General features: G+C 33.5%; 21 protein-coding genes, 5 tRNA genes and 1 pseudogene. All 27 read right to left on the bottom strand.

Translation table 11 applies throughout. The annotated features are described in order from the left end of the window. A partial coding sequence (locus NNH57_RS05995; RefSeq protein ID WP_254504116.1) for an ATP-grasp domain-containing protein occupies nt 1–794 on the bottom strand: 794 nt, incomplete at its 3' end. Next, nucleotides 763–2,532 carry an asparagine synthase-related protein gene (locus tag NNH57_RS05990; RefSeq protein ID WP_108808441.1) on the bottom strand — a complete coding sequence of 590 codons (1,770 nt, stop codon included), beginning with the start codon at nt 2,530–2,532 and terminating at the stop codon, nt 763–765. The genes NNH57_RS05995 and NNH57_RS05990, both read right to left, overlap by 32 nt. Before the next feature lie 12 nt (nt 2,533–2,544). Then, the gene (locus NNH57_RS05985; RefSeq protein WP_082994896.1) at nt 2,545–3,954 is read right to left on the bottom strand and encodes a glycosyltransferase family 39 protein; all 1,410 of its coding nucleotides are present in this window, start codon (nt 3,952–3,954) and stop codon (nt 2,545–2,547) included. After that, nucleotides 3,954–5,045 carry a glycosyltransferase gene (locus tag NNH57_RS05980; protein ID WP_108808440.1) on the bottom strand — a complete coding sequence of 364 codons (1,092 nt, stop codon included), beginning with the start codon at nt 5,043–5,045 and terminating at the stop codon, nt 3,954–3,956. Before NNH57_RS05980 ends, NNH57_RS05985 begins: the two co-directional genes overlap by 1 nt. Further along, on the bottom strand, nt 5,046–5,876 hold the full coding sequence (locus tag NNH57_RS05975; protein ID WP_108808439.1) for an FkbM family methyltransferase: 831 nt from the start codon (nt 5,874–5,876) through the stop codon (nt 5,046–5,048). It lies immediately after the preceding gene. Between the two features lie 19 nt (nt 5,877–5,895). Next, nucleotides 5,896–7,338: a lipopolysaccharide biosynthesis protein gene (locus NNH57_RS05970; protein ID WP_159099266.1), complete on the bottom strand. Its 1,443-nt coding sequence runs from the start codon at nt 7,336–7,338 to the stop codon at nt 5,896–5,898. 58 nt (nt 7,339–7,396) lie between these two features. Next, complete coding sequence (locus tag NNH57_RS05965; protein ID WP_408608262.1) at nt 7,397–8,362, bottom strand: Gfo/Idh/MocA family protein; 966 nt, start codon at nt 8,360–8,362, stop codon at nt 7,397–7,399. A gap of 76 nt (nt 8,363–8,438) precedes the next feature. Beyond that, nucleotides 8,439–9,035, bottom strand: a complete 597-nt coding sequence (locus NNH57_RS05960; protein WP_074408228.1) for an acyltransferase — start codon at nt 9,033–9,035, stop codon at nt 8,439–8,441. Nucleotides 9,036–9,063: 28 nt separating this feature from the next. Further along, nucleotides 9,064–9,636, bottom strand: coding sequence for a hypothetical protein (locus NNH57_RS05955; RefSeq protein WP_132066187.1), 573 nt, complete (start codon nt 9,634–9,636; stop codon nt 9,064–9,066). Between the two features lie 569 nt (nt 9,637–10,205). Beyond that, nucleotides 10,206–10,520 carry a DUF3467 domain-containing protein gene (locus NNH57_RS05950; RefSeq protein ID WP_025665932.1) on the bottom strand — a complete coding sequence of 105 codons (315 nt, stop codon included), beginning with the start codon at nt 10,518–10,520 and terminating at the stop codon, nt 10,206–10,208. Between the two features lie 65 nt (nt 10,521–10,585). Then, the gene (rpoC, locus tag NNH57_RS05945; RefSeq protein WP_074408230.1) at nt 10,586–14,884 is read right to left on the bottom strand and encodes a DNA-directed RNA polymerase subunit beta'; all 4,299 of its coding nucleotides are present in this window, start codon (nt 14,882–14,884) and stop codon (nt 10,586–10,588) included. A 98-nt stretch (nt 14,885–14,982) separates the two neighbouring features. Beyond that, a complete protein-coding gene (gene rpoB, locus NNH57_RS05940; RefSeq protein ID WP_074408231.1) occupies nt 14,983–18,792 on the bottom strand; it encodes a DNA-directed RNA polymerase subunit beta in 3,810 nt (1,269 codons plus the stop codon). Between the two features lie 136 nt (nt 18,793–18,928). Next, nucleotides 18,929–19,306 carry a 50S ribosomal protein L7/L12 gene (rplL, locus tag NNH57_RS05935; RefSeq protein ID WP_025665929.1) on the bottom strand — a complete coding sequence of 126 codons (378 nt, stop codon included), beginning with the start codon at nt 19,304–19,306 and terminating at the stop codon, nt 18,929–18,931. 68 nt (nt 19,307–19,374) lie between these two features. Next, nucleotides 19,375–19,896 carry a 50S ribosomal protein L10 gene (gene rplJ, locus NNH57_RS05930; RefSeq protein WP_024768884.1) on the bottom strand — a complete coding sequence of 174 codons (522 nt, stop codon included), beginning with the start codon at nt 19,894–19,896 and terminating at the stop codon, nt 19,375–19,377. 15 nt (nt 19,897–19,911) lie between these two features. Further along, nucleotides 19,912–20,607, bottom strand: a complete 696-nt coding sequence (gene rplA, locus NNH57_RS05925; RefSeq protein WP_074408232.1) for a 50S ribosomal protein L1 — start codon at nt 20,605–20,607, stop codon at nt 19,912–19,914. A gap of 18 nt (nt 20,608–20,625) precedes the next feature. Beyond that, entirely contained in the window at nt 20,626–21,063 is a 438-nt protein-coding gene (gene rplK, locus NNH57_RS05920) for a 50S ribosomal protein L11 (protein WP_024768886.1), read from the bottom strand. A gap of 75 nt (nt 21,064–21,138) precedes the next feature. Beyond that, nucleotides 21,139–21,693 (bottom strand): transcription termination/antitermination protein NusG, encoded by a 555-nt coding sequence (nusG, locus tag NNH57_RS05915; RefSeq protein WP_024768887.1) that lies wholly within the window; start codon nt 21,691–21,693, stop codon nt 21,139–21,141. 9 nt (nt 21,694–21,702) lie between these two features. Then, nucleotides 21,703–21,901 (bottom strand): annotated as a pseudogene (secE, locus tag NNH57_RS05910) (preprotein translocase subunit SecE). Between the two features lie 102 nt (nt 21,902–22,003). Beyond that, nucleotides 22,004–22,076, bottom strand: a tRNA-Trp gene (locus NNH57_RS05905). Between the two features lie 58 nt (nt 22,077–22,134). Next, nucleotides 22,135–23,322 carry an elongation factor Tu gene (gene tuf, locus NNH57_RS05900; RefSeq protein WP_074408233.1) on the bottom strand — a complete coding sequence of 396 codons (1,188 nt, stop codon included), beginning with the start codon at nt 23,320–23,322 and terminating at the stop codon, nt 22,135–22,137. 58 nt (nt 23,323–23,380) lie between these two features. Next, nucleotides 23,381–23,452 (bottom strand) — tRNA-Thr (locus NNH57_RS05895). A 231-nt stretch (nt 23,453–23,683) separates the two neighbouring features. After that, nucleotides 23,684–23,756, bottom strand: a tRNA-Gly gene (locus NNH57_RS05890). Between the two features lie 101 nt (nt 23,757–23,857). Beyond that, nucleotides 23,858–23,939, bottom strand: a tRNA-Tyr gene (locus NNH57_RS05885). A 128-nt stretch (nt 23,940–24,067) separates the two neighbouring features. Then, nucleotides 24,068–24,141: transfer RNA gene (locus tag NNH57_RS05880), tRNA-Thr, on the bottom strand. A 101-nt stretch (nt 24,142–24,242) separates the two neighbouring features. Continuing rightward, nucleotides 24,243–24,545, bottom strand: coding sequence for a ribosome hibernation-promoting factor, HPF/YfiA family (gene hpf, locus NNH57_RS05875; protein ID WP_074408234.1), 303 nt, complete (start codon nt 24,543–24,545; stop codon nt 24,243–24,245). 71 nt (nt 24,546–24,616) lie between these two features. Then, nucleotides 24,617–25,507 (bottom strand): tyrosine-type recombinase/integrase, encoded by an 891-nt coding sequence (locus tag NNH57_RS05870; RefSeq protein WP_074408235.1) that lies wholly within the window; start codon nt 25,505–25,507, stop codon nt 24,617–24,619. Nucleotides 25,508–25,630: 123 nt separating this feature from the next. Further along, nucleotides 25,631–25,825 carry a 30S ribosomal protein S21 gene (gene rpsU / locus NNH57_RS05865; RefSeq protein WP_024768892.1) on the bottom strand — a complete coding sequence of 65 codons (195 nt, stop codon included), beginning with the start codon at nt 25,823–25,825 and terminating at the stop codon, nt 25,631–25,633. Nucleotides 25,826–25,828: the final 3 nt, after the last annotated feature.

Genomic DNA, 25,828 nt, shown 5'->3' with positions numbered 1-25,828 from the left:
GCAAAATCAAAAAGGCCATCGGGTGCTTCGGCTTCTAATCCATAGAAATAATTATCATATCCACCACCACTGGCTTTAATACCACGCCCTTTCAATAATGGCCTTTTAAATACATATAGTTTTTCTCCAAAAATGTAAATCTTCCAATCATTCTGCAGATTTGGTATAAAATCTTGTAGTATAAATTTTTGCCTATATAGAGATTCTCTTATGTATCCTTCATGTTTGAGAGATCTTCCATAGTCTCTTAAATCACTACGATAATTACGTTGATTTATTTGTTTGACTTTAGTGATTAATTCTTTTTCAGATTTTATTAAGCAAACTCCCGTTCCCGAAGCACCTTCAGAAGTTTTAAAAACAACAGGGTAGGTAACCTTATTCAAATGCATCAAAAGATCTTTCATAGAGCCATAGACCTGTGCATTAATATTATTTGTCAAGTCTTCGAATTGCCTCATAAGCTCCATAAAAACTTTATTATTATTAGCTCTTAAATGTTTGTATGCAGGAACTACATTCGCACCAGATAACTCTAATGCATATATCACATCTTCTATATAGGATTTATATTTATACCCAATATCTTCTGAAGAGGTATAGATCACATCTTTATCTTTAAAAGTACCTTCACTTAGGTTAATTTCATTGAAATAGGTATACGCCAACCGAAATCCCATATCATTAAAATAGTCGGATAGCTTATCTTTATCCATCCCGCTACGATAAGGAGTATCAAAATGTTTAGATCCAAATTTTGTTTTATAATCCATTAATGCTATTATAGACTTCATAGGTGTTTGTTTTTGATGAAACAGAATGATTAGACATATTGTGTAGTATGGACAAAGACATTAATAATGTATCTCGATATTTTTCTGGTGTATAGGGAGATAAATCGGTAAACATTGTATTTAATCGTTTACTATTAAAAAGTAATTGATCACTATTTATGGTCAAGCGTAATTCTTTCTCATTTGCTTTGACTCCAGAAATAATACCCAGATTGTCTAAATTGGTTTTTGTAACTTTTTTAAGTAGTTTTTTCTTTAAAAACGGAAGAATAATATTATGAATATACTTAGGGTCTCTTACGTCTATAGGGCGATATCCCTTTCCTGTTACCTGGGTATAAATCTGTTGATTAGTCTTCTTTATGATATCTGTATACAGGTATTGACCTTTCATCCTTTTTATAGGATTATCTGTAAAAAAGTCATTATTAGCTCCTCCATACTTTGTAGTAAGTAATGTTTTTACAAAATTATAATCAAGAAATGGTGTTCTAACCGAAACGTATTTTTGCTGTAGCGCAATCCACTGTCCAAAGAATTTTCTAAAGATTTCTTCGAATACAAAAATGTAAAATTGTTGATTCCTTGTTATATCCTGAGGAAGAGATTTTTTGTATTCTATAATTTCTTGGGTAAGTTCATCTAGCTCTACAGCAAATGCAGATGTATTTAAAACGCGAAGAGGTTCTGCATTTTTTATACTTTCTACTAATTCTTCTTCGTTTTGTATTTTAAAGACATTTGTTAATGTTTCTGAAGTGACCGCACCGGCCGAATGTAATGCTCTAAACAATTCGCTTCCTCCTGCTCCGGACAATAAATATTTCGAGTTTTCTGAAACCTTTTTTGTACTATATAAAAAATGAGGATATAAAAGTCCATTTCCCAGATAACCCGATGTGGTATATTCTAGTGCATTTTGGTAATACTCTGATGATATATATTGAGTAACCCCAAGGTCAAAATATTGATATGGTATTTTTAAAGTTTTAGCATTGGCCAAAGGAATACTTACATCATCATTTTCTGGCTTACCAAAAGAAAATGTCTTAAATTTTTGATGGTGATATGTGGCACAACTAACCAATGTTCTTCCATCAAAACCACTTGTAAATGCAATATCAAATTCTTCTTTTGGAAAATATTGTTTTGCGGTCTCTATAAATAGATTACTTAACTGATCTACCGTTTTTTTACCTCCTTTTGGATACGGAACAAACAAACTGGCAATATCAAAATGTTTGGTAACAGTAATTTTATCATTTTTTAAAGTAATAAAAGAATGACAGGGAAGCAAATTGATATTTTTATATAGCGTTCTATTAAAAAAACCATAGTTAAACAAAAGGTTTTCGAGAATAAACTTTTTATCTATTTCTGGTTTTGTAGTAAGATGCTCATTAATTAACTGTAATGATGATGATATTATACAATCATTCTCTGTATAATAAATGGGTAGCATGCTAAAAAAACTATTGTATATTTTTATAGCATTCTCTTTGGCTACAATGGCATAAAAATGCCCTTTAAGCTTAGCAATTTCATAATCATTAACACTAAAAACTTCTTCGACAGAACCTATATAATCACCAACAACTATTACTTTAAACTTTCCAATATTATATTCAAAATAGTTTGTACCCGTAAATAACAAATACCAGTTAGAGGTTAACCTGAGTAATTTTTTTTTCTCTGATTTAGATATCTGCTTTTTATGAAGTAGTATAAAGTCACTCATAGTTTTTCCTGTTTATAATAGTCCACGATTTGATAATTTAAATAAATTCCACATCAATATTGCTGCAAAAATGAATGTTAGATAGCTTAACCAATGCTGATTACGTTTGGGGTATTTTGTAGCAATACCATCTGCCATAAAAATGATTAAAAATGGCAGTGATAGTATTTGAAATCGATCCTGAAATGATATTCCGGATATAGCAAGAATTATAATATATAGTATAGCAAATCCACCAACAAAAATGACTCTTCTATTTTTGGTTTTATAAGCATTATACAATCCTAGAAATACAAAAAAGTATAGGCAGTTTCGTACAATTTCGTTTTGAAAATGTGAATAAATCCCTAATTGTGCTGCTTCAAAATCTAATAATGAAGGAAAAGGAGTAATAATCGCACCAGCAATTAAAAGTGGACTTACAAGAGCTGCTGTATAACTTATTCCTCTCTGTTTAGAAGTATTACTTAACTCATTACCAAATTGATCTTTACTTGCTTCTATTGCTATTTCTACATGCTTATCCATTCCTAATTTTTTCATTACAAAAAAACTTCCGGCGATAAATAGTATTGAAATAAATACAGCCGACATTTTATAATTTTTATTAGACGTCTTATAAAACAAAATCTGTAGTAGTACGCAAAAGATGAGTAAGGGAGCTAGTATTACTCTGAAGTAAAAAAGTATCCCAAAATGAAGTAGAATAAGTAATGAATATAGAACTCTAAATTTTCTCTGTATGATGATTAGTTGGGTTAGATAAGCAATATTTGCAATCAGGAATATCATAAATGTTTCTTTTAACAAAAAACCTGTAAACCATAACAATGCTGGCATTAACATCGTAATAATTCCTGCCATACGAGCTCTTTTTTCATCATAAGAAATCCTGGTTATTTGATATATTCTTATAACCGTGATACTCCCCAGTAGAGCATTGAAAATTTTTATAATCAAAATATTCTTTCCAAAAATGAAATAGAAAAAACCGATAATAATAGAGAATCCATAATCAGATTCATTTTTCCAAAAGCCAGATAAAACACCAAATATGTGTCTTCCGTCTTCTATCGCATCTGCTACTATTGATCCAGAATAATGGTAGTTCCAGGAGTCTGATGCTCCAATTTCCATAGGTAAATTTGCTGGATCATAGAGCATTGTAAGTATATATAGAACTCCAATTGAAATGAGACGATATATAAAGCTGTGCAGAAAAATCCTTTGTATAAAATTGTCTTTTTTTTCCCAAGATTGAGAATAATATTGTAGTCCTGTTACAAAAAGAATAATGGTTCCGAAGCCTGCAAATAGAATTGGTAATGGCATAATGTAATCTGGAAATATCACTACATGAAGTAACAGTATTCCTACTGTAAAAAACATGATAACATTAGTATTTCTCTTTGTCCAGTACATTATGCTGATTTACTTTGATAGGATTGGTTTACCTTTTGTATTTCATAACAGTCTTCAAAACACGATTTAGCATTAGCTGCCATTATTTTTTTATTAGCTTGTGATAATTCAATAAATTTTAGAATTGCAGATGTTAGCGAGGGTACTTCAAAATCCTCGATAAGAAATCCATTATAACCGTCTATAATAATATCTTTGATTCCTCCTGCTGGGGTACTAATTATTGGCACTCCCATTGATAAAGCTTCTAGAATTACAATAGGCATACCTTCCTGGGCAGAGCTTACAATCAAGGCGTCTGCATCCAGTAAAAAGTCTGCTGCATTTTTTTTGGGCCCTGCTAAGAATACATTGGGGGTATTAATTCTCTTAAGTTCATCAACCAGAATCATATCTGTCTCGCGTCCTATCTGAATACACATAGCATCAGGATACTTAGCATACACTTCTCCAAAACTTAAGGATAGTAGTTTATAATTTTTATGACGATTTATATTTCCTATTGCCAGAAAACGTTGTCCTTTTTGCGGTTGTATTGAGAAACTATTCCAAAATGTTTTTATTTCGCTTGCCGCTCTTTCTGGGTAGTGACTTTTTATTCCGTTAGGTATAACTGTTGACTTTAGTTTTGGTAAATTTTTCTTGAGATCCTTATAAATAGTTGGGGCGACACATACATGTAAAATTCTATTGTTTAAAAAACGAAGTTTATTTAAATACCCGAGTACTAATTTCCAATTCTCGAAACTACTATGAATGGTATGTATATAAGATATTTTGGGTTTTAATATTGAGATCCCGTAGATATAGTATAACGGATTATGTAAGTGTACAAAAATGGTTTTAGGAGTTAATTTACCAAGGAGAATATATAGATTAATAAATTGTTTTATACTATACTTTTGGGTCCAGTCCAATTGGTATAGATGAATTTCTTTTGTTATTTTATCAATATAGTTTTTATTCGGATCTGTTATTTTTAGAGCAATGATGGATACATCATTTGATTTTGATTGTTCATTGGCAAGTTGAACAACAAAATTTTCTGCTCCTCCGATATCCAGGGATGATATGACATGTACAATTTTCATCTATCGTTGTTTTCCATATATCCAGCTATCTATTATCTGATGTCCCGTTTGATTATAGGAAACCTGAAAATTATTAGCTTTTAAGAATTTTGACATTTTAATCTTAATCTGTCGGTCATCATCAAAAAGAAAATCATGACAGGAGATAGCAACATTTTTAGTAATCTTGATTGCATTTTCCATACCTTCTATCATTTGTAGTTCGGATCCTTCTATATTAACCTTAAGAAAATCAATGTTTGTTATATTCTTTTTTTCTACAAAATGATCTAAAGTGATCCCATCTACTTCTACCCCTTTGGATTCTTTATTTATGTAATCAACTTGATAATTATTCGATTCTTCAATCCATAATTTTTGATTACTATCGGTAATAGCCAGATTTAAATTTTCGGAAGTTTTAATTTGGTTTTTAGCACATAATTCTACAAGTTTTTGATGACTTGCTCTACTAGCTTCGATAGAATATATTCTACCTTCATTTTCTGTTTTTTCGTCAAAAAATAACGTTTCTGTCCCTATTCCTGCACCAATATCGACAATTACATCTCCTTTTTTAGGCGTATAATATTGACAAGCTATCCGTTCGATACTTCGATAAAGCTTCTTCTTACTAAAATTGAAATATGGTTGTTGTACCAAATAAAGATATTGCTCTCTATTTTTTAACCAATACATATCATAATCTGCATCATATTCTACTTGATTATTAGAGTCTTCAAGTATCCTACTAATCCATCCTAAAAAAGATGCTTTACGGGTTTTTCCCGGAATCAAAGCCATAATACCATTGAGGATTCCTGATATCATTTTTTTTATGATTTGTTTCATCTCTTTAGATTTTTAAATATTACTTTGTCGTTATCTTGCTAGTAATAAGGTTCTGAATTTCAATCAATTCTTTAAACTTCAATATATAGGATAGTACATAGTATATCCCTAAACTTATTCCTACTCCTATGATGAGTTGAATTAAATAGCTACTAAATATTCCACTAATAAAAAAACCTATTCCTGTAGCTACCGTACTAACCAACAGGTATGGAAGAAGATCTACTAATTGGTCAAAACCTGAATAATCAATATATTTTTTGGTATAATATGAGTTAATAAAAAAACCTAAAAAAGAAACCAAAATATATCCAATACTTAACGGAATCAACCCAAACTTATAGGTCACCAGGATTGCAACAATAGTGAGCACATTTTTTATGAGTTCTAATTTTAAGAATAAATCAGACCTTCCTTTGGCATTCAGAAAATTAAGATTGATATACTGTAATGGATGAAAAATAATTTCTAATGATAATATCTGAAGTAAAACAACAGTTGGTAACCATTTACTAGTGATTAAAACCAAAATAATTGGTTTGGCATAAAATATAAGTACAGTAATAATAGGAAATAATAGGAAGCCCGTAAGTTTAACACTTCGCTCTAAAAGATTTTTAACTTTTGAATCTTCCTCTATTACTTTTACCAAAACAGGAAAAGTAACACTTTGAAGAATCGTGGTTACCAGAGTTGCAGGAATTTGCTTAAATAAAGTAGCTCTGGTAAAATATCCCAGTTCTTCTGCTTTATAGATTTTACCAATAATGATGAGATAAATATTCTTAAAAAAGATTTTAAGTAGCCCAGAAATCATTAGTTTAGAACCAAATCTAAAAAGAGCATTAAACGATTGTTTATCAAAAATCAAACTAGGTTTCCATTGATTTAAGATCCAGAATAAAATCGCAATTGATAGACTTCTTACAATGGTTTGATATACTAAAGCCCAGACACCATATCCATTAACAGCCAGATAAATACCAACAATCCCCCCTAGTAGTGCAGACACAATATTGATTATAGCCAGTGTTTTAAAATCAATTTTAGTGGTAAGAAATGCTCTGTGAACAATGGTAGTGGATACAATTATAATATTGATCCCAATAACTTTTATAATATCCACTAGTATTGGTGTTTCATAGAAATCTCCTATAAAACCAGATCCAATAAATAAAATGCCATATAGCATAAAACCTACAATGATATTAAAGAAAAATATTGTAGAGTAGTCATTATTATTTACATTTTTTTTCTGTACCAATGCAGTAAAAAACCCACTATCTACTAAGGACTGAGATATTGCAAGAAAAATAGCTATCATTCCGATAAGGCCGTAGTCTTCTGGCATAAGTATTCTTGCTAATACAATACCTAAAATGAATTGTATCATTAGCGTCGAAAACTTATCAATACTACTCCATACTAATCCAATAGTTGTTTTTCTTTTCAAAATACTCACGAGTAGTTGTTTTTATTTAAAGTAACCAAATTTTAAAGCCAAATCTTGTACTGAAAAATTAGGTATACTGTACTTTTTTCGACCTGTTTAGAAAAGGGTGATATTCTCCTCTTAACGGGCTTAATTCTGTGTTTCTAATATCTTGTACTAATTGTATAGACGGTTTTGCATCGACCAATCCAAAGCCATTATTTTTTAGAATTTCTATATAACTTTTGGTATGTAATTCTGTAAAGCCAGAGCTAAACTCAATTTCTTTTCCATCAACGAGGATAGAACGATATGTTCTTTGGTTTTTCATTTTAACAGACTCAGGTATATTTTCATAATCTATAGATAGAAACCATCTTACACGTGCTTTTTCTAGTTCTAAATATCCAGAGGCATTATAAAGATCATGTTTATGTACAATGTTCTCTGTTGCTCCTCCAAATATCCAAAGTAGCATATCAAAAAAATGAACTCCTATATTAGTTGCTATTCCTCCTGATTTACCGATTTCTCCTTTCCAGGAGCTATTATACCAACTACCTCTAGAGGTAAGGTAGGTAAGGTCTATATCATATATTTTATCTTTGGGTCCTTCATCGACCATTTTTTTAAGAGCTACTATACTATGGTGTAATCGCAACTGCAAGATTGTATTTACTTTTCTCTCACATTCTGCCTCAATTTCAATGAGAGGCTCTATATTCCAAGGATTTAAAACAAGAGGTTTTTCGCAGATTGCATTGGCTCCTCTGCGAAGTGCCATTCTTATATGGGCGTCATGTAAATAGTTTGGTGTACAAATACTTACATAATCTAATATAATTCCTTTTCTTCTTTTAAGTTTTTCGAGGTGTCTGTCGAAACGTTCAAATTCTACAAAAAAATCGGTATCTGGGAAATAACTATCTAATACTCCTACACTATCAAATTTATCTAGTGCAGCCAGAAGGTTATTATCTGTTTCTTTAATAGCTTTAAGGTGTTTTGGAGCCACATAACCTGCTGCGCCAATCAATGCAAAGTTTTTTTTCATCATCATGTCTTTTTTAATTACACTTTAAGATATTTAATCATGTATCTGATAGTACAGAATAGGGGTACAGTAGGAATCAAAATTCCTTTTTGACAGGTTGTGTTTTAAAAACTTGTTGATTATCTAATTTATAGATTTCATTGCTTTCGGGGCAAATAGCAATGTCTTCTTTATCGAACTCTAAACGATGACCATACTCGCTCATCCAGCCAATTTGTTTAGCTGGATTTCCTACCACAAGTGCATATGGTTTTATATTCTTGGTTACAACGGCTCCTGCACCGATAAAAGCATATGCGCCAATATCATGACCACAAACTATGGTTGCATTTGCACCGATCGTTGCTCCTTTACCTACGTTTGTTTTGCTATATTGCCCTCTTCTATTTACTCCACTTCTTGGGTTTACAACGTTGGTGAATACACAAGATGGCCCCAGAAACACATCATCTTCACAAGTAACACCTGTATATACAGATACATTATTCTGTATTTTCACATTATCTCCTATAATAACTTGTGGAGAAATCACTACGTTTTGACCAATATTGCAATGTTTACCTATATTACAATCGGTCATAATATGAGAAAAATGCCATATTTTGGTATCCTTACCAATATCGCATCCATGATCTATTACAGCAGTTTCGTGTACATAATAGTTTGGTTTCATATACTATATTTTAATTATATCAACTCATTTATAACCACATTACAACCGAAATAGAATGTTGCAAATGATTTGCATTTCCCGGGGAATTATTATCTATAGAGAATTTTCCTAATGTTTGAAAATTAAGCCACATATATACCCCAAGTCTAATGTTTAATCCCAGGCCAATATTTATTGTATTATTAACAACTTCATTAAAAAAATTTCCTCCCCATCCTCCTATCAAATACCCAGTATATCCCGCATGTCTAGGATCGTTCCAATAGTTAGAGGTATAATTTTTAGCCATTAGGTCAATTGCAAAATAATTGATAGTTTCTACACTAAAAACGCTATTTATTTTTTTACCTCTTTTAAATTGATTGATTGATGTTGATAGCTCAACTCCATAATCATATTTGAATCTTTTTTCTACCGTAACTTTTAATAGGCGCGATAGATTCCAATTATCTTCAATATTGAGTAATTCATCAAAACGACTTCCAGAATTGTCAACAACATTTAGCCCTAAGCCTACTACCCAAGGACTATCTTCTTGTGCATAAGCAAAAGATATATTAATAACAAATAAGACTAGCAACAGAAGTCGTGTCAAAATCATATTTTATGATCACCATATATGTGTTTCTTTTATCATACCAATCAATTTTTAGGGTTATAAATTGATTAATACATTCGATCAGGGTAAATCAAATCAAGAATTGTTATAAATTCTTCTAAAACACTTTTAATTACTCGTGAACTATATAAATTTATTTGACAAATGTGAGTAATGAGCTCTATAATAAACCTTTTAGCTTCTATTTTAAGATTTATTTTAGATATCTCTTTTGTAAATTTAGCAGATTTTTCTTTAAGTCAATTACTGTTTTACCGCAAAAATATAACTGCCAATAGTTATTTTATATATTTTAGGCTCATATAAGTTTATGTATCAGTTCTTTAAAACTCTACTATCTATAGATATGATATTTAAAATGGAAATGATCTCTATTTTGCTAGAATAGCAAAAAAAATAACCAGAACCTTACTAGCATCCAATACTTTATGTAAGTGTTACATTTATTTTTATTTAGATGAAGAAACCTAAAACTTGTATAATAAAAAAACCGACCTAAGTACTACATAAATATGGTACTTAGGTCGGTTTTTTATTATTATATTTCTTATCTAAGCCTCTCCCGTAGGGCCGAAATTCATAGGGATTGGTGTTTGTTCATAATCTTTAATTTCTCCATGAGCAGCTTCAAATCGATTTACATTGTCACTAAGAGCTTTTAATAATCTTTTGGCATGCTGTGGAGTTAGAATAATTCTACTTTTCACCTTACTTTTCGGTCTACCCGGCATAATGTTTACAAAATCAACTACAAATTCTGAAACAGAATGATTAATAATTGCAAGGTTACTATATGTCCCATCTGCAACATCTTCATCTAGTTCTATATTCAATTGGTTTTGTTTCTGATTTTTATTATCTGCCATATCTAATTTTATTTTAGAATCGTTTGATCAAAAAAAAGCCTGCCTAAAAAGGCAGGCTATTTATATTAGTTATAATTAACTTCTTGTCGCTGTTCCATTCGTTCTTCAAACTCTTCGTTTGAACCAACAATGATACTTTCATAGTCTCTCATTCCTGTTCCTGCTGGTATTCTATGTCCAACAATCACATTTTCTTTAAGACCTTCAAGGCTATCAATTTTACCGCTTACCGCAGCTTCGTTTAACACTTTTGTTGTTTCCTGGAATGACGCTGCAGAGATAAATGACTTGGTTTGTAGCGAAGCTCTTGTAATACCTTGCAGTATTGGAGTCGCTGTAGCAGGAGAAACGTCTCTTGCAGTAACTAAGTTTTTATCATCTCTACGCAAAGCAGAATTTTCATCTCTTAAATCACGAGGAGAAATAATCTGTCCTTCTTTAAGGTTTTCACTATCTCCCGAATCTTCAACAACCTTCATTCCGAAAATCTGATCATTTTCTTCGATAAAATCAGATTTGTGTACTAGCTGATTCTCAAGGAAAATAGTATCTCCCGGATCCTGGATTCTTACTTTACGCATCATTTGACGTACTACCACTTCAAAATGCTTATCATTAATTTTTACACCTTGTAATCGATATACTTCTTGTACTTCATTAACCAAATACTGCTGTACTGCAGAAGGGCCTTTGATTTTAAGAATATCTTCTGGTGTGGTAGATCCATCTGATAATGGCATTCCTGCACGAACATAATCATTTTCCTGAACAAGAATTTGATTAGAAAGTTTTACAAGATACTTTTTAATTTCTCCTATTCTGGATTCTACGATAATCTCTCGATTACCACGTTTGATTTTTCCAAATGATACTACACCATCAATCTCACTAACCACAGCAGGGTTAGAAGGATTACGTGCTTCGAATAATTCTGTTACTCTTGGAAGACCTCCTGTAATATCACCAGCTTTGGCAGATTTACGAGGGATCTTAACCAGGATTTTACCTACCTTAATCTTATCATTATCGTCTACCATAAGGTGGGCTCCAACAGGTAAGTTATAAGAACGTAACACTTCATCTCCTTTTCCTAATACATGTAGTGTTGGTATCTTTTTCTTATCACGAGATTCAGAAATTACTTTTTCCTGGAAACCAGTTTGCTCATCAATCTCTACTTGATAGGTAATACCTTGCTCAATATTTTCATATCTTACTTTACCTGCAAATTCAGAGATAATTACTCCATTATATGGATCCCACTGACAGATTACATGATCTTTATCTATTTTATCTCCATCCTGGATAAATAATTGAGAACCATAAGGAATTAAGTTTGTACTTAAAACAATCTTAGTTTTTGGATCAATAATCTTAACTTCTGACGTACGAGAAATTACTACATCGATCTCATTACCTTCTCCATCTTCTCCTTTAACGGTTTTAAGTTCTTCTATTTCCGCTTTACCGGCAAACTTAGATCTTAATTGGTTTTCTTCAGAAATGTTACCTGCAATACCTCCTACGTGGAATGTACGTAATGTAAGCTGTGTACCAGGCTCTCCAATAGATTGAGCAGCTACAACACCAACGGCTTCACCACGCTGTACTGTTTTACCAGTAGCAAGGTTACGACCATAACATTTTACACAGATTCCTTTCTTTGCTTCACAAGTAAGCGCAGAACGAACTTCTACAGATTCTACAGGAGAATTCTCAATAATCTTAGCAACTTCATCATTAATTTCTACACCAGCTTCTGCTAATACTTCTTGAGTTAATGGATCAATAACATCTTGCAATGAAGTTCTACCCACTATTCTAGCAGCAAGCCCTTCTATAATTTCTTCATTTTTCTTTAACGGAGTTACCTCTACACCTCTAAGAGTACCACAATCTTCTATATTAACAATAACATCCTGAGCAACATCTACCAAACGACGTGTAAGGTATCCAGCATCCGCAGTTTTAAGAGCGGTATCTGCAAGACCTTTACGAGCACCGTGAGTAGAAATAAAGTACTCAAGAATAGAAAGTCCTTCTTTAAAGTTAGAAAGAATTGGGTTTTCGATAATTTCTCCACCAGCAGAACTCGCTTTCTTCGGTTTTGCCATCAATCCACGCATTCCGGTTAACTGACGAATCTGTTCTTTAGATCCCCTTGCTCCAGAGTCAAGCATCATATATACCGAATTGAATCCCTGTTGATCTTCACGAATACGCTTCATAGACAACTCTGTCAACTCAGCATTTGTAGATGTCCAGATATCAATTACCTGATTATAACGCTCATTATTGGTAATAAGACCCATATTATAGTTTGCTACAATATTGTCTACCTGTGAATTTGCATCAGCAATCATGGTATGTTTCTCTTTAGGAATAATAATATCTCCTAAACTGAATGATAATCCTCCCTGGAATGCAAAATTATATCCTAATGTTTTGATTTCATCCAAGAATTCTGCTGTTTCAGGAACACTTGTTACTTTCAAAATACCTCCGATAATATCTCGAAGTGATTTTTTCGTCAATACTTCATTAATATATCCTGCTTTTTCAGGAACTTTCTCATTAAATAAAACTCTACCTGTAGTAGTTTCTATTATTTTAGTTACTAATTCTCCTTCTTCAATATCTTGAGTTCTAACTTTGATATTAGCATTAATATCTAATCTCTTTTCATTATACGCTATAACTACTTCTTCTGGAGAGTAGAACGTTAAGTCTTCTCCTTTTATTTCTAATTCTGGAGTAGATCTACGAGACTTAGTCATATAATAAAGACCCAAGACCATATCCTGAGAAGGAACTGTTACTGGTGATCCATTAGCAGGGTTAAGAATGTTGTGTGATGCTAACATCAACAACTGAGATTCTAAAATTGCTTCTGGTCCTAATGGTAAGTGTACTGCCATTTGATCTCCATCAAAATCGGCATTAAATGCAGTACAAACCAATGGGTGTAACTGTATCGCTTTACCTTCAATAAGTTTAGGCTGAAATGCCTGTATACCCAGACGGTGAAGCGTAGGAGCACGGTTTAGTAATACCGGATGTCCTTTTAAGACATTCTCTAAGATATCCCAAACTACAGGCTCTTTTCTATCTATAATTTTCTTTGCAGATTTTACTGTCTTTACAATACCACGTTCGATCAGTTTTCTGATTACAAATGGTTTATAAAGTTCTGCAGCCATATTCTTTGGAAGACCACATTCGAATAATTTCAATTCTGGTCCTACAACAATCACAGAACGTGCTGAATAATCCACACGTTTACCAAGTAAGTTCTGACGGAAACGTCCTTGCTTACCTTTTAAAGAATCAGATAATGATTTTAATGGTCTGTTAGAATCTGTTTTAACTGCAGAAGCCTTACGTGTATTATCAAATAATGAATCTACAGACTCCTGAAGCATACGCTTTTCGTTACGTAAAATAACTTCTGGAGCTTTGATTTCCATTAAACGCTTCAATCGATTATTACGGATAATCACACGACGGTACAGATCATTTAAATCTGAAGTTGCAAAACGACCTCCATCAAGCGGTACTAAAGGACGTAATTCTGGTGGAATTACCGGTACAACTTTAAGAACCATCCATTCTGGATTATTTTCTCTATTTTTATTTGCATCACGGAAAGACTCAACAACCTGAAGACGTTTTAATGCTTCTGTTTTACGTTGTTTAGACGTTTCGTTATTTGCTTTATGTCTTAGTTCGTAAGATAGTGCATCAAGATCAATTCTTCTTAAGATCTCGATAAGGCACTCTGCTCCCATCTTTGCGATGAACTTATTGGGGTCTGTATCATCAAGATATAAATTTTCCTGAGGAAGGCTATCTAAAATATTTAAATACTCTTCTTCTGTAAGGAAATCCATTTTCTGAACAGCTTCACCTTCTTCATTTTTGGCAATACCAGGTTGAATTACTACGTAACGTTCGTAGTAAATAATCATATCTAATTTCTTAGATGGAAGTCCTAATAAATATCCTATTTTATTTGGTAAAGAACGGAAATACCAAATGTGTGCCACAGGAACAACTAAGTTAATATGTCCCACACGATCTCTTCGTACTTTCTTTTCGGTAACCTCTACTCCACATCGATCACAAACAATACCTTTGTAACGAATTCTTTTATATTTACCACAAGCACATTCAAAGTCCTTTACAGGTCCAAAAATACGCTCACAGAACAAACCATCACGCTCGGGTTTGTGAGTACGATAATTGATAGTTTCGGGTTTTAGCACTTCTCCCTGAGATGCCGCTAAAATTGACTCAGGAGATGCTAAACCTATAGAGATTTTATTAAATCTCTTTACTGTATTCTTATCATTATTTCTTGCCATAATATATGGTTGCTAAAGAATTATTGTAATTTAAAATTGAATAGTTTTATGTTTCATTCGTACCCTTCGACTTTGCTCAGGGTACGAATTAGCATTTACTATTCTTCTAATCTGATATCCAGACCCAGACCTTTTAATTCGTGCATTAATACATTAAAAGATTCTGGTAATCCTGGTTCTGGCATAGGCTCACCTTTAACAATACTTTCGTATGTCTTAGCTCTTCCTATAACATCATCAGATTTTACCGTCAATATCTCACGTAAGGTTGCAGAAGCACCATAAGCTTCTAGCGCCCAAACTTCCATCTCTCCAAAACGTTGACCTCCAAATTGAGCCTTACCACCAAGTGGTTGTTGAGTAATCAACGAGTAAGGCCCAATAGAACGTGCATGCATTTTATCATCTACCATGTGACCAAGCTTAAGCATGTAAATCACACCTACTGTAGCTGGCTGGTGGAAACGATCTCCCGTACCTCCATCATAAAGATAGGTATGTCCAAATCTTGGAATTCCTGCTTCATCGGTAAATTCATTAATCTGATCTAAAGACGCTCCATCAAAAATCGGGGTAGCATACTTTCTACCTAATTTTTGTCCGGCCCATCCTAATACCGTTTCATAAATCTGACCAATATTCATACGAGATGGTACCCCAAGTGGGTTTAATACGATATCAACAGGTGTTCCATCTTCTAAGAATGGCATATCTTCTTCTCTTACAATACGAGCAACAATACCTTTGTTACCGTGACGACCTGCCATCTTATCACCTACTTTTAGCTTACGTTTCTTAGCGATATAAACTTTAGCAAGTTTTATAATTCCAGAAGGTAATTCATCTCCTACAGAGATCGTAAATTTCTCTCTTCGAAGATTACCTTGTAAATCATTTTCTTTAATCTTATAATTATGGATAAGATCTGCAACCATACTATTTAAAGCATCATCGGTAGTCCATGTTCCTTTAGTAAGGTGAGCATAATCATCTACGCTATTAAGCATTTTCTGAGTATACTTTTTACCTTTAGGAAGTACCTCTTCTCCAAGATCATTCATAACCCCTTGAGAAGTTTTACCACCAACGATAGCAAATAGTTTGTCTACCAATTCAGATTTCAGTAATTCGAATTTTGTATCGTATGATCTTTCTAAAGTCTCAATATCTTCTTTATCCTGAGAACGTTTTCTCTTATCTTTTATAGCACGGGCAAATAATTTTTTATCAATTACCACACCATGTAAAGAAGGAGAAGCTTTTAAAGAAGCATCTTTAACATCTCCTGCTTTATCTCCAAAGATTGCTCTTAATAGTTTCTCTTCTGGAGTAGGGTCGCTTTCTCCTTTTGGAGTAATTTTTCCGATAAGAATATCACCTGGTTTGATTTCTGCACCAACACGGATCATTCCGTTTTCATCAAGATCTTTGGTAGCTTCTTCGGAAACGTTAGGAATATCATTAGTTAATTCTTCATTACCTAATTTGGTATCTCTAACCTCAAGAGAATATTCATCAATATGGATTGAAGTAAAGATATCTTCTCGTACTACTTTTTCAGAAATCACAATCGCATCCTCAAAGTTATACCCTTTCCAAGGCATAAAGGCTACTTTCATATTTCTACCTAGTGCAAGTTCTCCTTTTTCTGTAGCATATCCTTGACACAATACCTGACCTTTTTTAACACGATCCCCAACATTAACGATGGGTTTAAGGTTTATATTAGTACCTTGATTCGTTTTACGGAATTTTATTAATTCATAGGTTTTAGAATCGTCATCAAAGCTTACCATTCTTTGCTCTTCGGTTCTATCGTATTTAATGGTAATCTTTTGTGCATCTACATACTCAACAACTCCTTCTCCTTCTGCATTAATCAATACTCTGGAATCTGATGCTACCTGACGCTCTAATCCTGTTCCTACAATAGGAGCATCAACTCTTAATAATGGTACTGCCTGACGCATCATGTTTGATCCCATCAATGCACGGTTTGCATCATCATGTTCTAAGAACGGAATTAAAGATGCAGAAATAGATGCTATCTGATTAGGAGCAACATCGGCATAATTAACATTGGTTGGGTCAATTACCGGGAAGTCACCTTCCATACGTGCAATTACCTTATCAGAATCTATAGCGCCATCTTCTTTTAACGGAATATTAGCCTGAGCTATTAATTTTTCTTCTTCCTCTTCTGCACTTAGGTATGTATATCCAGAAAGATCAACCTTTCCTTCTTCCACTTTTCTATATGGAGTTTCAAGGAATCCCATCGAATTCACTTTTGCAAATACAGAAAGTGAAGAGATCAGACCAATATTTGGTCCTTCAGGAGTTTCAATAGGACATAGACGACCGTAATGTGTATAGTGTACATCACGTACCTCAAAACCTGCACGCTCACGTGATAAACCTCCAGGTCCAAGAGCCGAAAGTCTACGCTTATGTGTAATTTCTGCTAATGGATTGGTTTGATCCATGAACTGAGATAACTGGTTTGTACCAAAGAACGAATTAATTACAGATGATAACGTTTTAGCATTGATCAAATCAATCGGTGTAAAAACCTCATTATCTCTAACATTCATACGTTCCCGAATGGTACGTGCCATACGTGCCAGACCAACTCCAAACTGCTGTGATAATTGCTCTCCTACAGTTCTAACACGACGGTTAGAAAGGTGATCGATATCATCAATTTCAGCTTTAGAATTAATTAATTCTATTAAGTACTTTATAATGGTAATAATATCTTCTTTGGTAAGCACTTGCTTATCCATTGCAATATCAAGTCCCAATTTCTTATTCATTCTATAACGACCTACTTCACCAAGGTTGTAACGTTGATCAGAAAAGAATAACTTGTCAATAATACCTCTTGCAGTTTCTTCATCAGGCGGTTCTGCATTACGTAATTGACGATATATATGTTCTACCGCTTCTTTTTCAGAGTTGGTAGGATCTTTTTGTAAAGTATTGTGGATAATTGCATAATCTCCTTTTTGATTATCTTCTTTATGAAGCAAAATGGTTTTTGCTCCAGATTCGATAATCTCTTCAAGATGATCTTTATCTAAGATAGTATCACGATCTAAAACGATCTCGTTACGCTCAATAGATACAACTTCTCCTGTGTCTTCATCTACAAAATCTTCATGCCATGTATTCAATACACGAGCTGCTAACTTGCGACCTAAAACTTTTTTCAATCCGGATTTAGAAACTTTTACTTCTTCTGCAAGGTCAAATATTTCTAAAATATCTTTATCACGTTCAAAACCAATTGCACGGAAAAGTGTAGTTACCGGTAATTTTTTCTTTCTATCGATATAAGCGTACATTACACTATTGATATCGGTAGCAAATTCTATCCAAGAACCTTTAAAAGGAATTACTCTTGCAGAATATAATTTTGTTCCATTGGCATGGAATGATTGTCCAAAGAATACTCCCGGCGAACGGTGTAATTGAGATACGACTACTCGCTCTGCCCCATTAATACAAAAAGTACCACTGGGTGTCATATAAGGAATTGTACCTAAGTACACATCCTGAACAATAGTCTCAAAATCTTCGTGTTCTGGGTCTGTACAGAAAAGTTTTAGACGGGCTTTTAAAGGTACACTATAGGTAAGACCTCTTTCTATACACTCCTGCAGATCATATCTTGGAGGGTCTACAAAGTAATCTAAAAATTCTAGTACAAATTGATTACGAGTATCTGTAATCGGGAAGTTTTCCATGAAGGTGTTGTATAGACCTTCGTTTCCTCTTTCTTCAGATTTTGTTTCTAGTTGAAAGAAATCCTGGAAGGATTTGATCTGAATATCCAGGAAGTCAGGATAATCAGGTCTATTCTTTACAGAAGAGAAATTCAATCTTTCAGTTTGCGTTGCTAACATCAATGGACGGAATTAAATTAAAATTTAAAAAAGGGTGCGTATTTGTAACTTAATGTTTATATACGCAAAATGGTTTAGACCTCATCAGGCATCATCGCATGATGGGTCTAAACCTATATGTCAATATATGGTAAGCTTATTTAAGCTCAACCTCAGCTCCAGCCTCTTCTAATTGTGCTTTAAGAGCTTCTGCTTCATCTTTAGATATTCCTTCTTTGATTGCTTTAGGAGCTTCATCAACTAATCCTTTAGCATCTTTAAGACCAAGACCTGTAAGTTCCTTTACAAGTTTTACAACAGCTAGTTTAGCACCACCTGCAGCCTTAAGGATTACATCAAATTCTGTTTTTTCTTCAGCAGCATCTCCTCCACCAGCACCACCGCCAGCAGCTACAGCTACTGCAGCAGCAGCAGGTTCGATACCATATTCTTCTTTTAATATATCAGCTAACTCATTAACTTCTTTTACTGTTAAGTTAACCAATTGTTCTGCGAAATCTTTTAAATCTGCCATTTTCTATCGTTTTAAATAATTTTTTTAATTGAAATATAATTGTTAAAAAGTGCGTACACTACTATTAATTACCCTTCTTTTTCGGATAATGTTTTAAGAATACCGGCTATAGTACCACCACTTGATTTTAATGCTGAAATAACATTCTTAGCTGGTGATTGTAATAGACCAATAATGTCTCCGATAACTTCTTCTTTAGACTTAATATTAACTAAAGCGTCTAAGTTTTCGTCACCTACATATACTGCCTCTTCTATAAATGCTCCTTTTAATACAGGTTTTTCGGATTTCTTACGAAATTCCTTAATTACCTTTGCTGGTGCATTTCCGGTTTCAGCAAACATAATGGAAGTATTACCTTTTAATGTCGTTGGTAATTCTCCAAAATCTTTATCTGAATTCTCCATTGCTTTTGCAAGGAGTGTGTTCTTAACTACTTTTAATGATACATTAGCTTTAAAACAAGCTCTACGTAAATTTGAAGTTGTTCCTGCATCTAAACCTGAAATATCAGCTAAATAGATATTAGTGTTATCAGCTAACTGAGCAGTTAAGTCATCAATTACTAGTGATTTTTCTTCTCTTGTCATAATCGTTTATCTTAATTACCCAGCAAAGTTTTTAGTGTCAATTTCTACACCAGGACTCATTGTAGATGATATATATATTGACTTAATATATATTCCTTTTGCAGTCTGTGGCTTCAACTTTACCAATGTTGTTAATAATTCTTTAGCATTTCCAGCTATTTTCTCGGCATCGAATGAAGATTTACCTATTGCTGCATGAACAATACCAGTTTTATCTACTTTAAAATCAATCTTACCTGCCTTTACATCAGAAACTGCTTTTGAAACATCCATAGTCACTGTTCCTGTTTTTGGGTTAGGCATTAATCCACGAGGTCCTAATACTCTACCTAATGGTCCTAGTTTACCCATAACGCTAGGCATAGTGATTATTACATCAACATCTGTCCATCCGCCTTTGATTTTATCAAGATATTCATCAAGACCAACAAAATCAGCACCTGCTTCTTTTGCTTCGGCTTCTTTATCTGGTGTTACTAATGCTAATACTTTAACATCTTTTCCTGTTCCGTGAGGTAATGTTACCACACCACGCACCATTTGATTTGCTTTACGCGGATCTACGTTCAGACGAACAGCAAGATCTACAGAAGCATCAAAATTTACGTTTGTTATTTCTTTTATTAAAGAAGAAGCTTCTTCTACCGAATATGCTTTGTTGCTATCAACCTTAGCTTTCGCTTCTTTTTGCTTTTTAGTTACTTTTGCCATTTTGTAAACGTTTTTGGATTAAAAAGGAGCTTGTCCTTTTACAGTTACACCCATTGAACGAGCGGTACCGGCAATCATTTTCATAGCAGATTCTACAGTAAATGCATTTAAATCCTGCATTTTATCTTCTGCGATTGTACGAACTTGATCCCAAGTAACACTAGCTACTTTTTTACGATTAGGCTCTCCAGAACCTTTTTTCTGTTTTGCTGCTTCCAGTATCTGAACAGCTGCTGGTGGAGTTTTGATAACAAAGTCAAAAGACTTGTCTGTATACACATTAATTACAACCGGTAATACTTTACCAGCTTTATCTTGTGTTCTACCATTGAATTGCTTACAGAATTCCATGATATTTACTCCGGCAGCACCTAAAGCAGGTCCAACTGGTGGGGATGGGTTTGCCGCTCCTCCACGCACTTGTAATTTTACTACTTTACCTATCTCTTTAGCCATTTTTCTAATTTTAAATTAGAATTGTTCTATAAGTGGAAGCAAAAGAACAACTCTGGATCTATAATGTAACAATTATTATATTTTTTCTACTTGCATATAACTTAATTCTAATGGTGTTTTTCTTCCAAAAATCTTAACCATTACTTCAAGTTTACGCTTTTCTTCGTTTACTTTTTCAACAGTACCGTTAAACCCGTTAAATGGTCCATCGATAACTTTCACTGTCTCTCCTACTGTATAAGGAATTGCAACATTATCAGTCTTAACTGCAAGTTCATCAACCTTACCTAGCATTCTATTAATTTCTGCTTTTCTTAGTGGTACAGGATCTCCTCCTTTTACTTCACCAAGAAAACCTATTACACCATTAATAGATTTAATGATATGTGGTATTTCTCCAGAAAGGTTAGCTTCTATCATAACATAACCGGGAAAATACACTCTTTCTTTATTTATTTTTTTTCCATTACGAATCTGCACTACTTTTTCTGTAGGTACAAGAATCTGAGAAACATAATCTTCAAGTCCCATATGAGCAATCTCTCGCTCGATATAGTCTTTAACTTTATTTTCCTGACCGCTTACCGCTCTTACCACGTACCATTTCTTCGTATTATCTACTTCAGCCATTTTAAAAATTTAAGATTTAACTAAAGTAAAATAATATTCTATCACATTACTAAATGCAGTATCTATACCCCAGATAACTAAGGAAAAAATAACCGAAAAAAACGATTACAATCAAAGTAAGTCTTTGTGCTTCTGCCCAAGGGGTCCAAGTCACATGATTCTTTAGCTCATTATATGATTCTGCAATGTAATTTACTAGTCCAGCCATCTTGTTTATTTTTTAAACGAATCAAAAACAAATTTGAATTTCGTTATAAAACTCATTATTATAACAATCCATACTGTATACATACAATATTGATTGACTTTGCACGGGTTGAGAGACTCGAACTCCCGACACCTGGTTTTGGAGACCAGTGCTCTACCAACTGAGCTAAACCCGTAACATAAGTCAAGGTATTCGTATCAACGAATACCTTAACTTGTATATACTATCTTGTATTAGTCTAAAATTTCAGTTACCTGACCGGCACCTACTGTTCTACCACCTTCACGGATCGCAAAACGAAGACCTACATTCATTGCAATTGTCTGAATTAGCTCAACAGTAATAGTTAAGTTATCCCCAGGCATTACCATCTCAACTCCATCAGGAAGAGCAATATTTCCTGTTACATCAGTTGTACGTACATAAAACTGAGGACGGTAGTTATTATGGAATGGAGTGTGACGTCCACCTTCTTCTTTCTTAAGGATATATACCTCAGCTTTGAATTTTTTATGTGGAGTTACAGAACCAGGCTTAGTGATTACCATACCACGAGAAATCTGAGTTTTCTCAATACCTCTTAATAGGATACCAGCATTATCTCCTGCCTCACCTCTATCAAGGATTTGACGGAACATCTCGATACCTGTTATAGTTGAAGTAAGCTTTTCAGCTCCCATACCAATGATCTCTACAGGATCTCCAGTATTAGCGATTCCTGTTTCTATACGACCTGTAGCAACAGTACCACGACCAGTAATAGAAAATACATCTTCAATCGGCATTAAGAAATCTTTCTCAACATCACGCTTTGGTAATTCGATCCAAGAATCTACAGCTTTCATTAATTCTAAAACTGTATCAACCCATTTTTGCTCTCCATTAAGAGCTCCAAGAGCAGATCCAGCAATTATAGGACCATTATCACCGTCATACTCATAGAAAGAAAGAAGATCTCTTACTTCCATTTCAACAAGCTCTAATAATTCCTCATCATCAACCATATCCACTTTATTAAGGAATACAACGATTCTAGGAATACCTACCTGGCGACCTAAAAGTATATGTTCACGTGTTTGTGGCATAGGACCATCTGTAGCAGCAACTACTAAGATCGCTCCGTCCATTTGAGCAGCACCAGTAACCATGTTCTTTACATAATCGGCGTGACCTGGACAATCAACGTGTGCATAATGACGATTCTCAGTTTGGTACTCAACATGAGATGTATTAATAGTAATACCTCTTTCTTTTTCTTCAGGAGCATTATCGATTTGATCGAAATCTCTTGCTTCAGAAAGACCTGCATCTGCCAATACTTTAGTAATCGCAGCAGTTAAAGTCGTTTTACCGTGATCAACGTGTCCAATAGTACCAATATTTAAGTGCGGTTTGGAACGATCAAAAGTTTCCTTTGCCATAATTAATTTATTTAATCTAAGTTATATATTAGTGTTCAATTTAAAATTCTGAACCTAGAGCCAATGACGAGATTTGAACTCGTGACCTCTTCCTTACCAAGGAAACGCTCTACCCCTGAGCTACACCGGCTTTTTACACGAGTATAATGACAAATCAGAGCACTTTCATTACTATAAGAAAGGAATCCGATCAATCATTACATTTATGTTAAAAATCCAACCTTAATTAGTTTATAATTAAGATCTGCTCTATTTTAAAGCTAAAAACCTCAAAAATAAGGCCTCACTCTCTATGCAAGTTTTTCATCCTGCTTTCTTTTACTAATCAAATACATTATTTGAACGTAAAGAAAATTCTTAGAGCGGGAGACCAGGTTCGAACTGGCGACATTCAGCTTGGAAGGCTGACGCTCTACCAACTGAGCTACTCCCGCTTTTAGTTCTGAATTAAAAATTTCAGAACAGAATTTTATTTTTAACTTCTTTCAAAAAAAACATCTAGACAAATTAAGTTGATGTTTATTTTTAAATTATGTGGGGAGAGCAGGATTCGAACCTGCGAAGACGTAGTCAGCAGATTTACAGTCTGCCCTCGTTGGCCGCTTGAGTATCTCCCCGATTAAAAAATTCAATATTTTAAAATGAACTTATTGAATTTTGAGTGCGCAAAAATAGTCATTTATTTTACAATTCAAAATTCTATTTAAAAAGCTTTCTTTTTTATTTAAAAAAAATGCTTTTTTAGAGCCGATGGAGGGACTCGAACCCACGACCTGCTGATTACAAATCAGCTGCTCTAGCCAGCTGAGCTACATCGGCTTTTCACCATGTTTTAGAACATAAAAAAGTCCGCTATTTCTAACGGACTGCAAATGTATAGAATTTATTTCTTTCACAAAACTATTTTTCAAAAAAAATAGTCAAACATGTGTATTTAATTTTTCTTTACGTTTTCTAAGTTGTCTTTCTAACGAACTAACACACTCATCCACACCTTCTTCAAAGGATTTATTAATTTTTTTTATCATAAATTCATCTCCTGGCACACTTAACAAAATCTCTGTAATTTTATTTTCTTTACCACTTGTATTCATAACTTTCAAAAATACATCTGCGTGAATTATTCGATTAAAATGAGTCTCTAACTTATCTAATTTAGTTTGAGTAAAATCCACTAACTTTTGATCAGCATTAAAATTTACGGACTGCAAGTTCACTTTCATAGGTTGTTAGTTTAATTAGGTTGAACAAAATTTTAAGCCAAAAAAGATTGATAAAGCTAACAATTCATCTTTTATTTTTTATTTCTTGGATGAGATTGCTTATATACTTTTGTTAACTGAGCTACACTATGATGAGTATATATCTGAGTAGCAGCTAAACTGGAATGGCCAAGCAATTCTTTTACAGCATTTAAGTTTGCTCCTTCGTTTAGCAAATGTGTCGCAAAAGAATGTCTTAAAATATGCGGACTCTTTTTTACTTTTGAAGATGCCTTACTAAAATAACTATTTATAATGCGATACACAAGTGTTTCGTAGATTTTAACTCCTTTTTTTGTCAAAAGCAAAAAGGAAGGTTCTTGCCCCACAATCAAATCAGATCTCACGGTCAAATACAAGCTTAACGTATCACAAACCGACGAAAGAAGCGGCAAATATCTTTCCTTATTACGTTTGCCCAAGACTTTTATTTGCTTCTGGCTTATATCTACATCTGATAGTTTAAGATTTACTAATTCTATTCTTCTTATTCCTGTAGCATAAAAAAGCTCTACAATCAACCTATCTCTAACACTTTCGAAATCCTGATCATCTCTTAAATCTTTCAAAACATCTTCTACTTCTTGCGTAGAAAATGGTATTTGGAGCTTTTTAGGCGCTTTTAAAGCTTGATGCTTCGCCAGGGGGTTCTTATCTATTTGTTCTGACTTAAGCAGAAATTTATAATATGTTTTAAGAGAAGACACCTTTCTATTAATCGTTCGATTAGAAACACCATCATTAACAAGACTCACAATCCAGGAACGAATCTGAGCATAGTTTGCATCGGCTATCTTCGAAGTATCATATTCTATTTGATAGAACTCTAAAAAAGATAGTAAATCTGCTTTATAGGCCGTTACTGTATGCTTAGAATAATTTTTTTCGTGAAGTAAATATTCTATAAATTCAGAAATAAACATAAAAAAACCGTTAGAAAACAAAAGTATAAAACTTTTGGTATCCTAACGGTTAAAATTTATACTGAAAAACGGTATCTAGCTTCTTATGATAAAGAAACACTATAAAGACAACGTTATTTACTTTTAAATTTCTTCTTGATCTCTTAAGTGTTGAATATATTGCGCTTTTTGAATCTGCGCTCTTCTTTCAACAGAAGGTTTTGAAAACGCTTGGCGTTTACGAAGCTGACGCATCGTTCCTGTTCGATCAAATTTTCGCTTAAAACGTTTTAACGCTCTATCTATATTTTCTCCGTCTTTAACTGGTATAATTAACATAGT

This window comes from Aquimarina spinulae (genome assembly GCF_943373825.1).
GTDB lineage: Bacteria > Bacteroidota > Bacteroidia > Flavobacteriales > Flavobacteriaceae > Aquimarina > Aquimarina spinulae.
Note: the sequence above shows the minus strand (reverse complement) of the source record. Positions and strands in the feature narration are given on the sequence as shown.

Bases quoted from the DNA above. Each gene is read 5' to 3' on its own strand.
- NNH57_RS05990 (WP_108808441.1), bottom strand. From the start codon at position 2,532: ATGAGTGACTTTATACTACTTCATAAAAAGCAGATATCTAAATCAGAG.
- NNH57_RS05985 (WP_082994896.1), bottom strand. From the start codon at position 3,954: ATGTACTGGACAAAGAGAAATACTAATGTTATCATGTTTTTTACAGTA.
- NNH57_RS05980 (WP_108808440.1), bottom strand. From the start codon at position 5,045: ATGAAAATTGTACATGTCATATCATCCCTGGATATCGGAGGAGCAGAA.
- NNH57_RS05975 (WP_108808439.1), bottom strand. From the start codon at position 5,876: ATGAAACAAATCATAAAAAAAATGATATCAGGAATCCTCAATGGTATT.
- NNH57_RS05965 (WP_408608262.1), bottom strand. From the start codon at position 8,362: ATGAAAAAAAACTTTGCATTGATTGGCGCAGCAGGTTATGTGGCTCCA.
- NNH57_RS05960 (WP_074408228.1), bottom strand. From the start codon at position 9,035: ATGAAACCAAACTATTATGTACACGAAACTGCTGTAATAGATCATGGA.
- NNH57_RS05955 (WP_132066187.1), bottom strand. From the start codon at position 9,636: ATGATTTTGACACGACTTCTGTTGCTAGTCTTATTTGTTATTAATATA.
- NNH57_RS05950 (WP_025665932.1), bottom strand. From the start codon at position 10,520: ATGGCAGATAATAAAAATCAGAAACAAAACCAATTGAATATAGAACTA.
- rpoC (WP_074408230.1), bottom strand. From the start codon at position 14,884: ATGGCAAGAAATAATGATAAGAATACAGTAAAGAGATTTAATAAAATC.
- rpoB (WP_074408231.1), bottom strand. From the start codon at position 18,792: ATGTTAGCAACGCAAACTGAAAGATTGAATTTCTCTTCTGTAAAGAAT.
- rplL (WP_025665929.1), bottom strand. From the start codon at position 19,306: ATGGCAGATTTAAAAGATTTCGCAGAACAATTGGTTAACTTAACAGTA.
- rplJ (WP_024768884.1), bottom strand. From the start codon at position 19,896: ATGACAAGAGAAGAAAAATCACTAGTAATTGATGACTTAACTGCTCAG.
- rplA (WP_074408232.1), bottom strand. From the start codon at position 20,607: ATGGCAAAAGTAACTAAAAAGCAAAAAGAAGCGAAAGCTAAGGTTGAT.
- rplK (WP_024768886.1), bottom strand. From the start codon at position 21,063: ATGGCTAAAGAGATAGGTAAAGTAGTAAAATTACAAGTGCGTGGAGGA.
- nusG (WP_024768887.1), bottom strand. From the start codon at position 21,693: ATGGCTGAAGTAGATAATACGAAGAAATGGTACGTGGTAAGAGCGGTA.
- tuf (WP_074408233.1), bottom strand. From the start codon at position 23,322: ATGGCAAAGGAAACTTTTGATCGTTCCAAACCGCACTTAAATATTGGT.
- hpf (WP_074408234.1), bottom strand. From the start codon at position 24,545: ATGAAAGTGAACTTGCAGTCCGTAAATTTTAATGCTGATCAAAAGTTA.
- NNH57_RS05870 (WP_074408235.1), bottom strand. From the start codon at position 25,507: ATGTTTATTTCTGAATTTATAGAATATTTACTTCACGAAAAAAATTAT.
- rpsU (WP_024768892.1), bottom strand. From the start codon at position 25,825: ATGTTAATTATACCAGTTAAAGACGGAGAAAATATAGATAGAGCGTTA.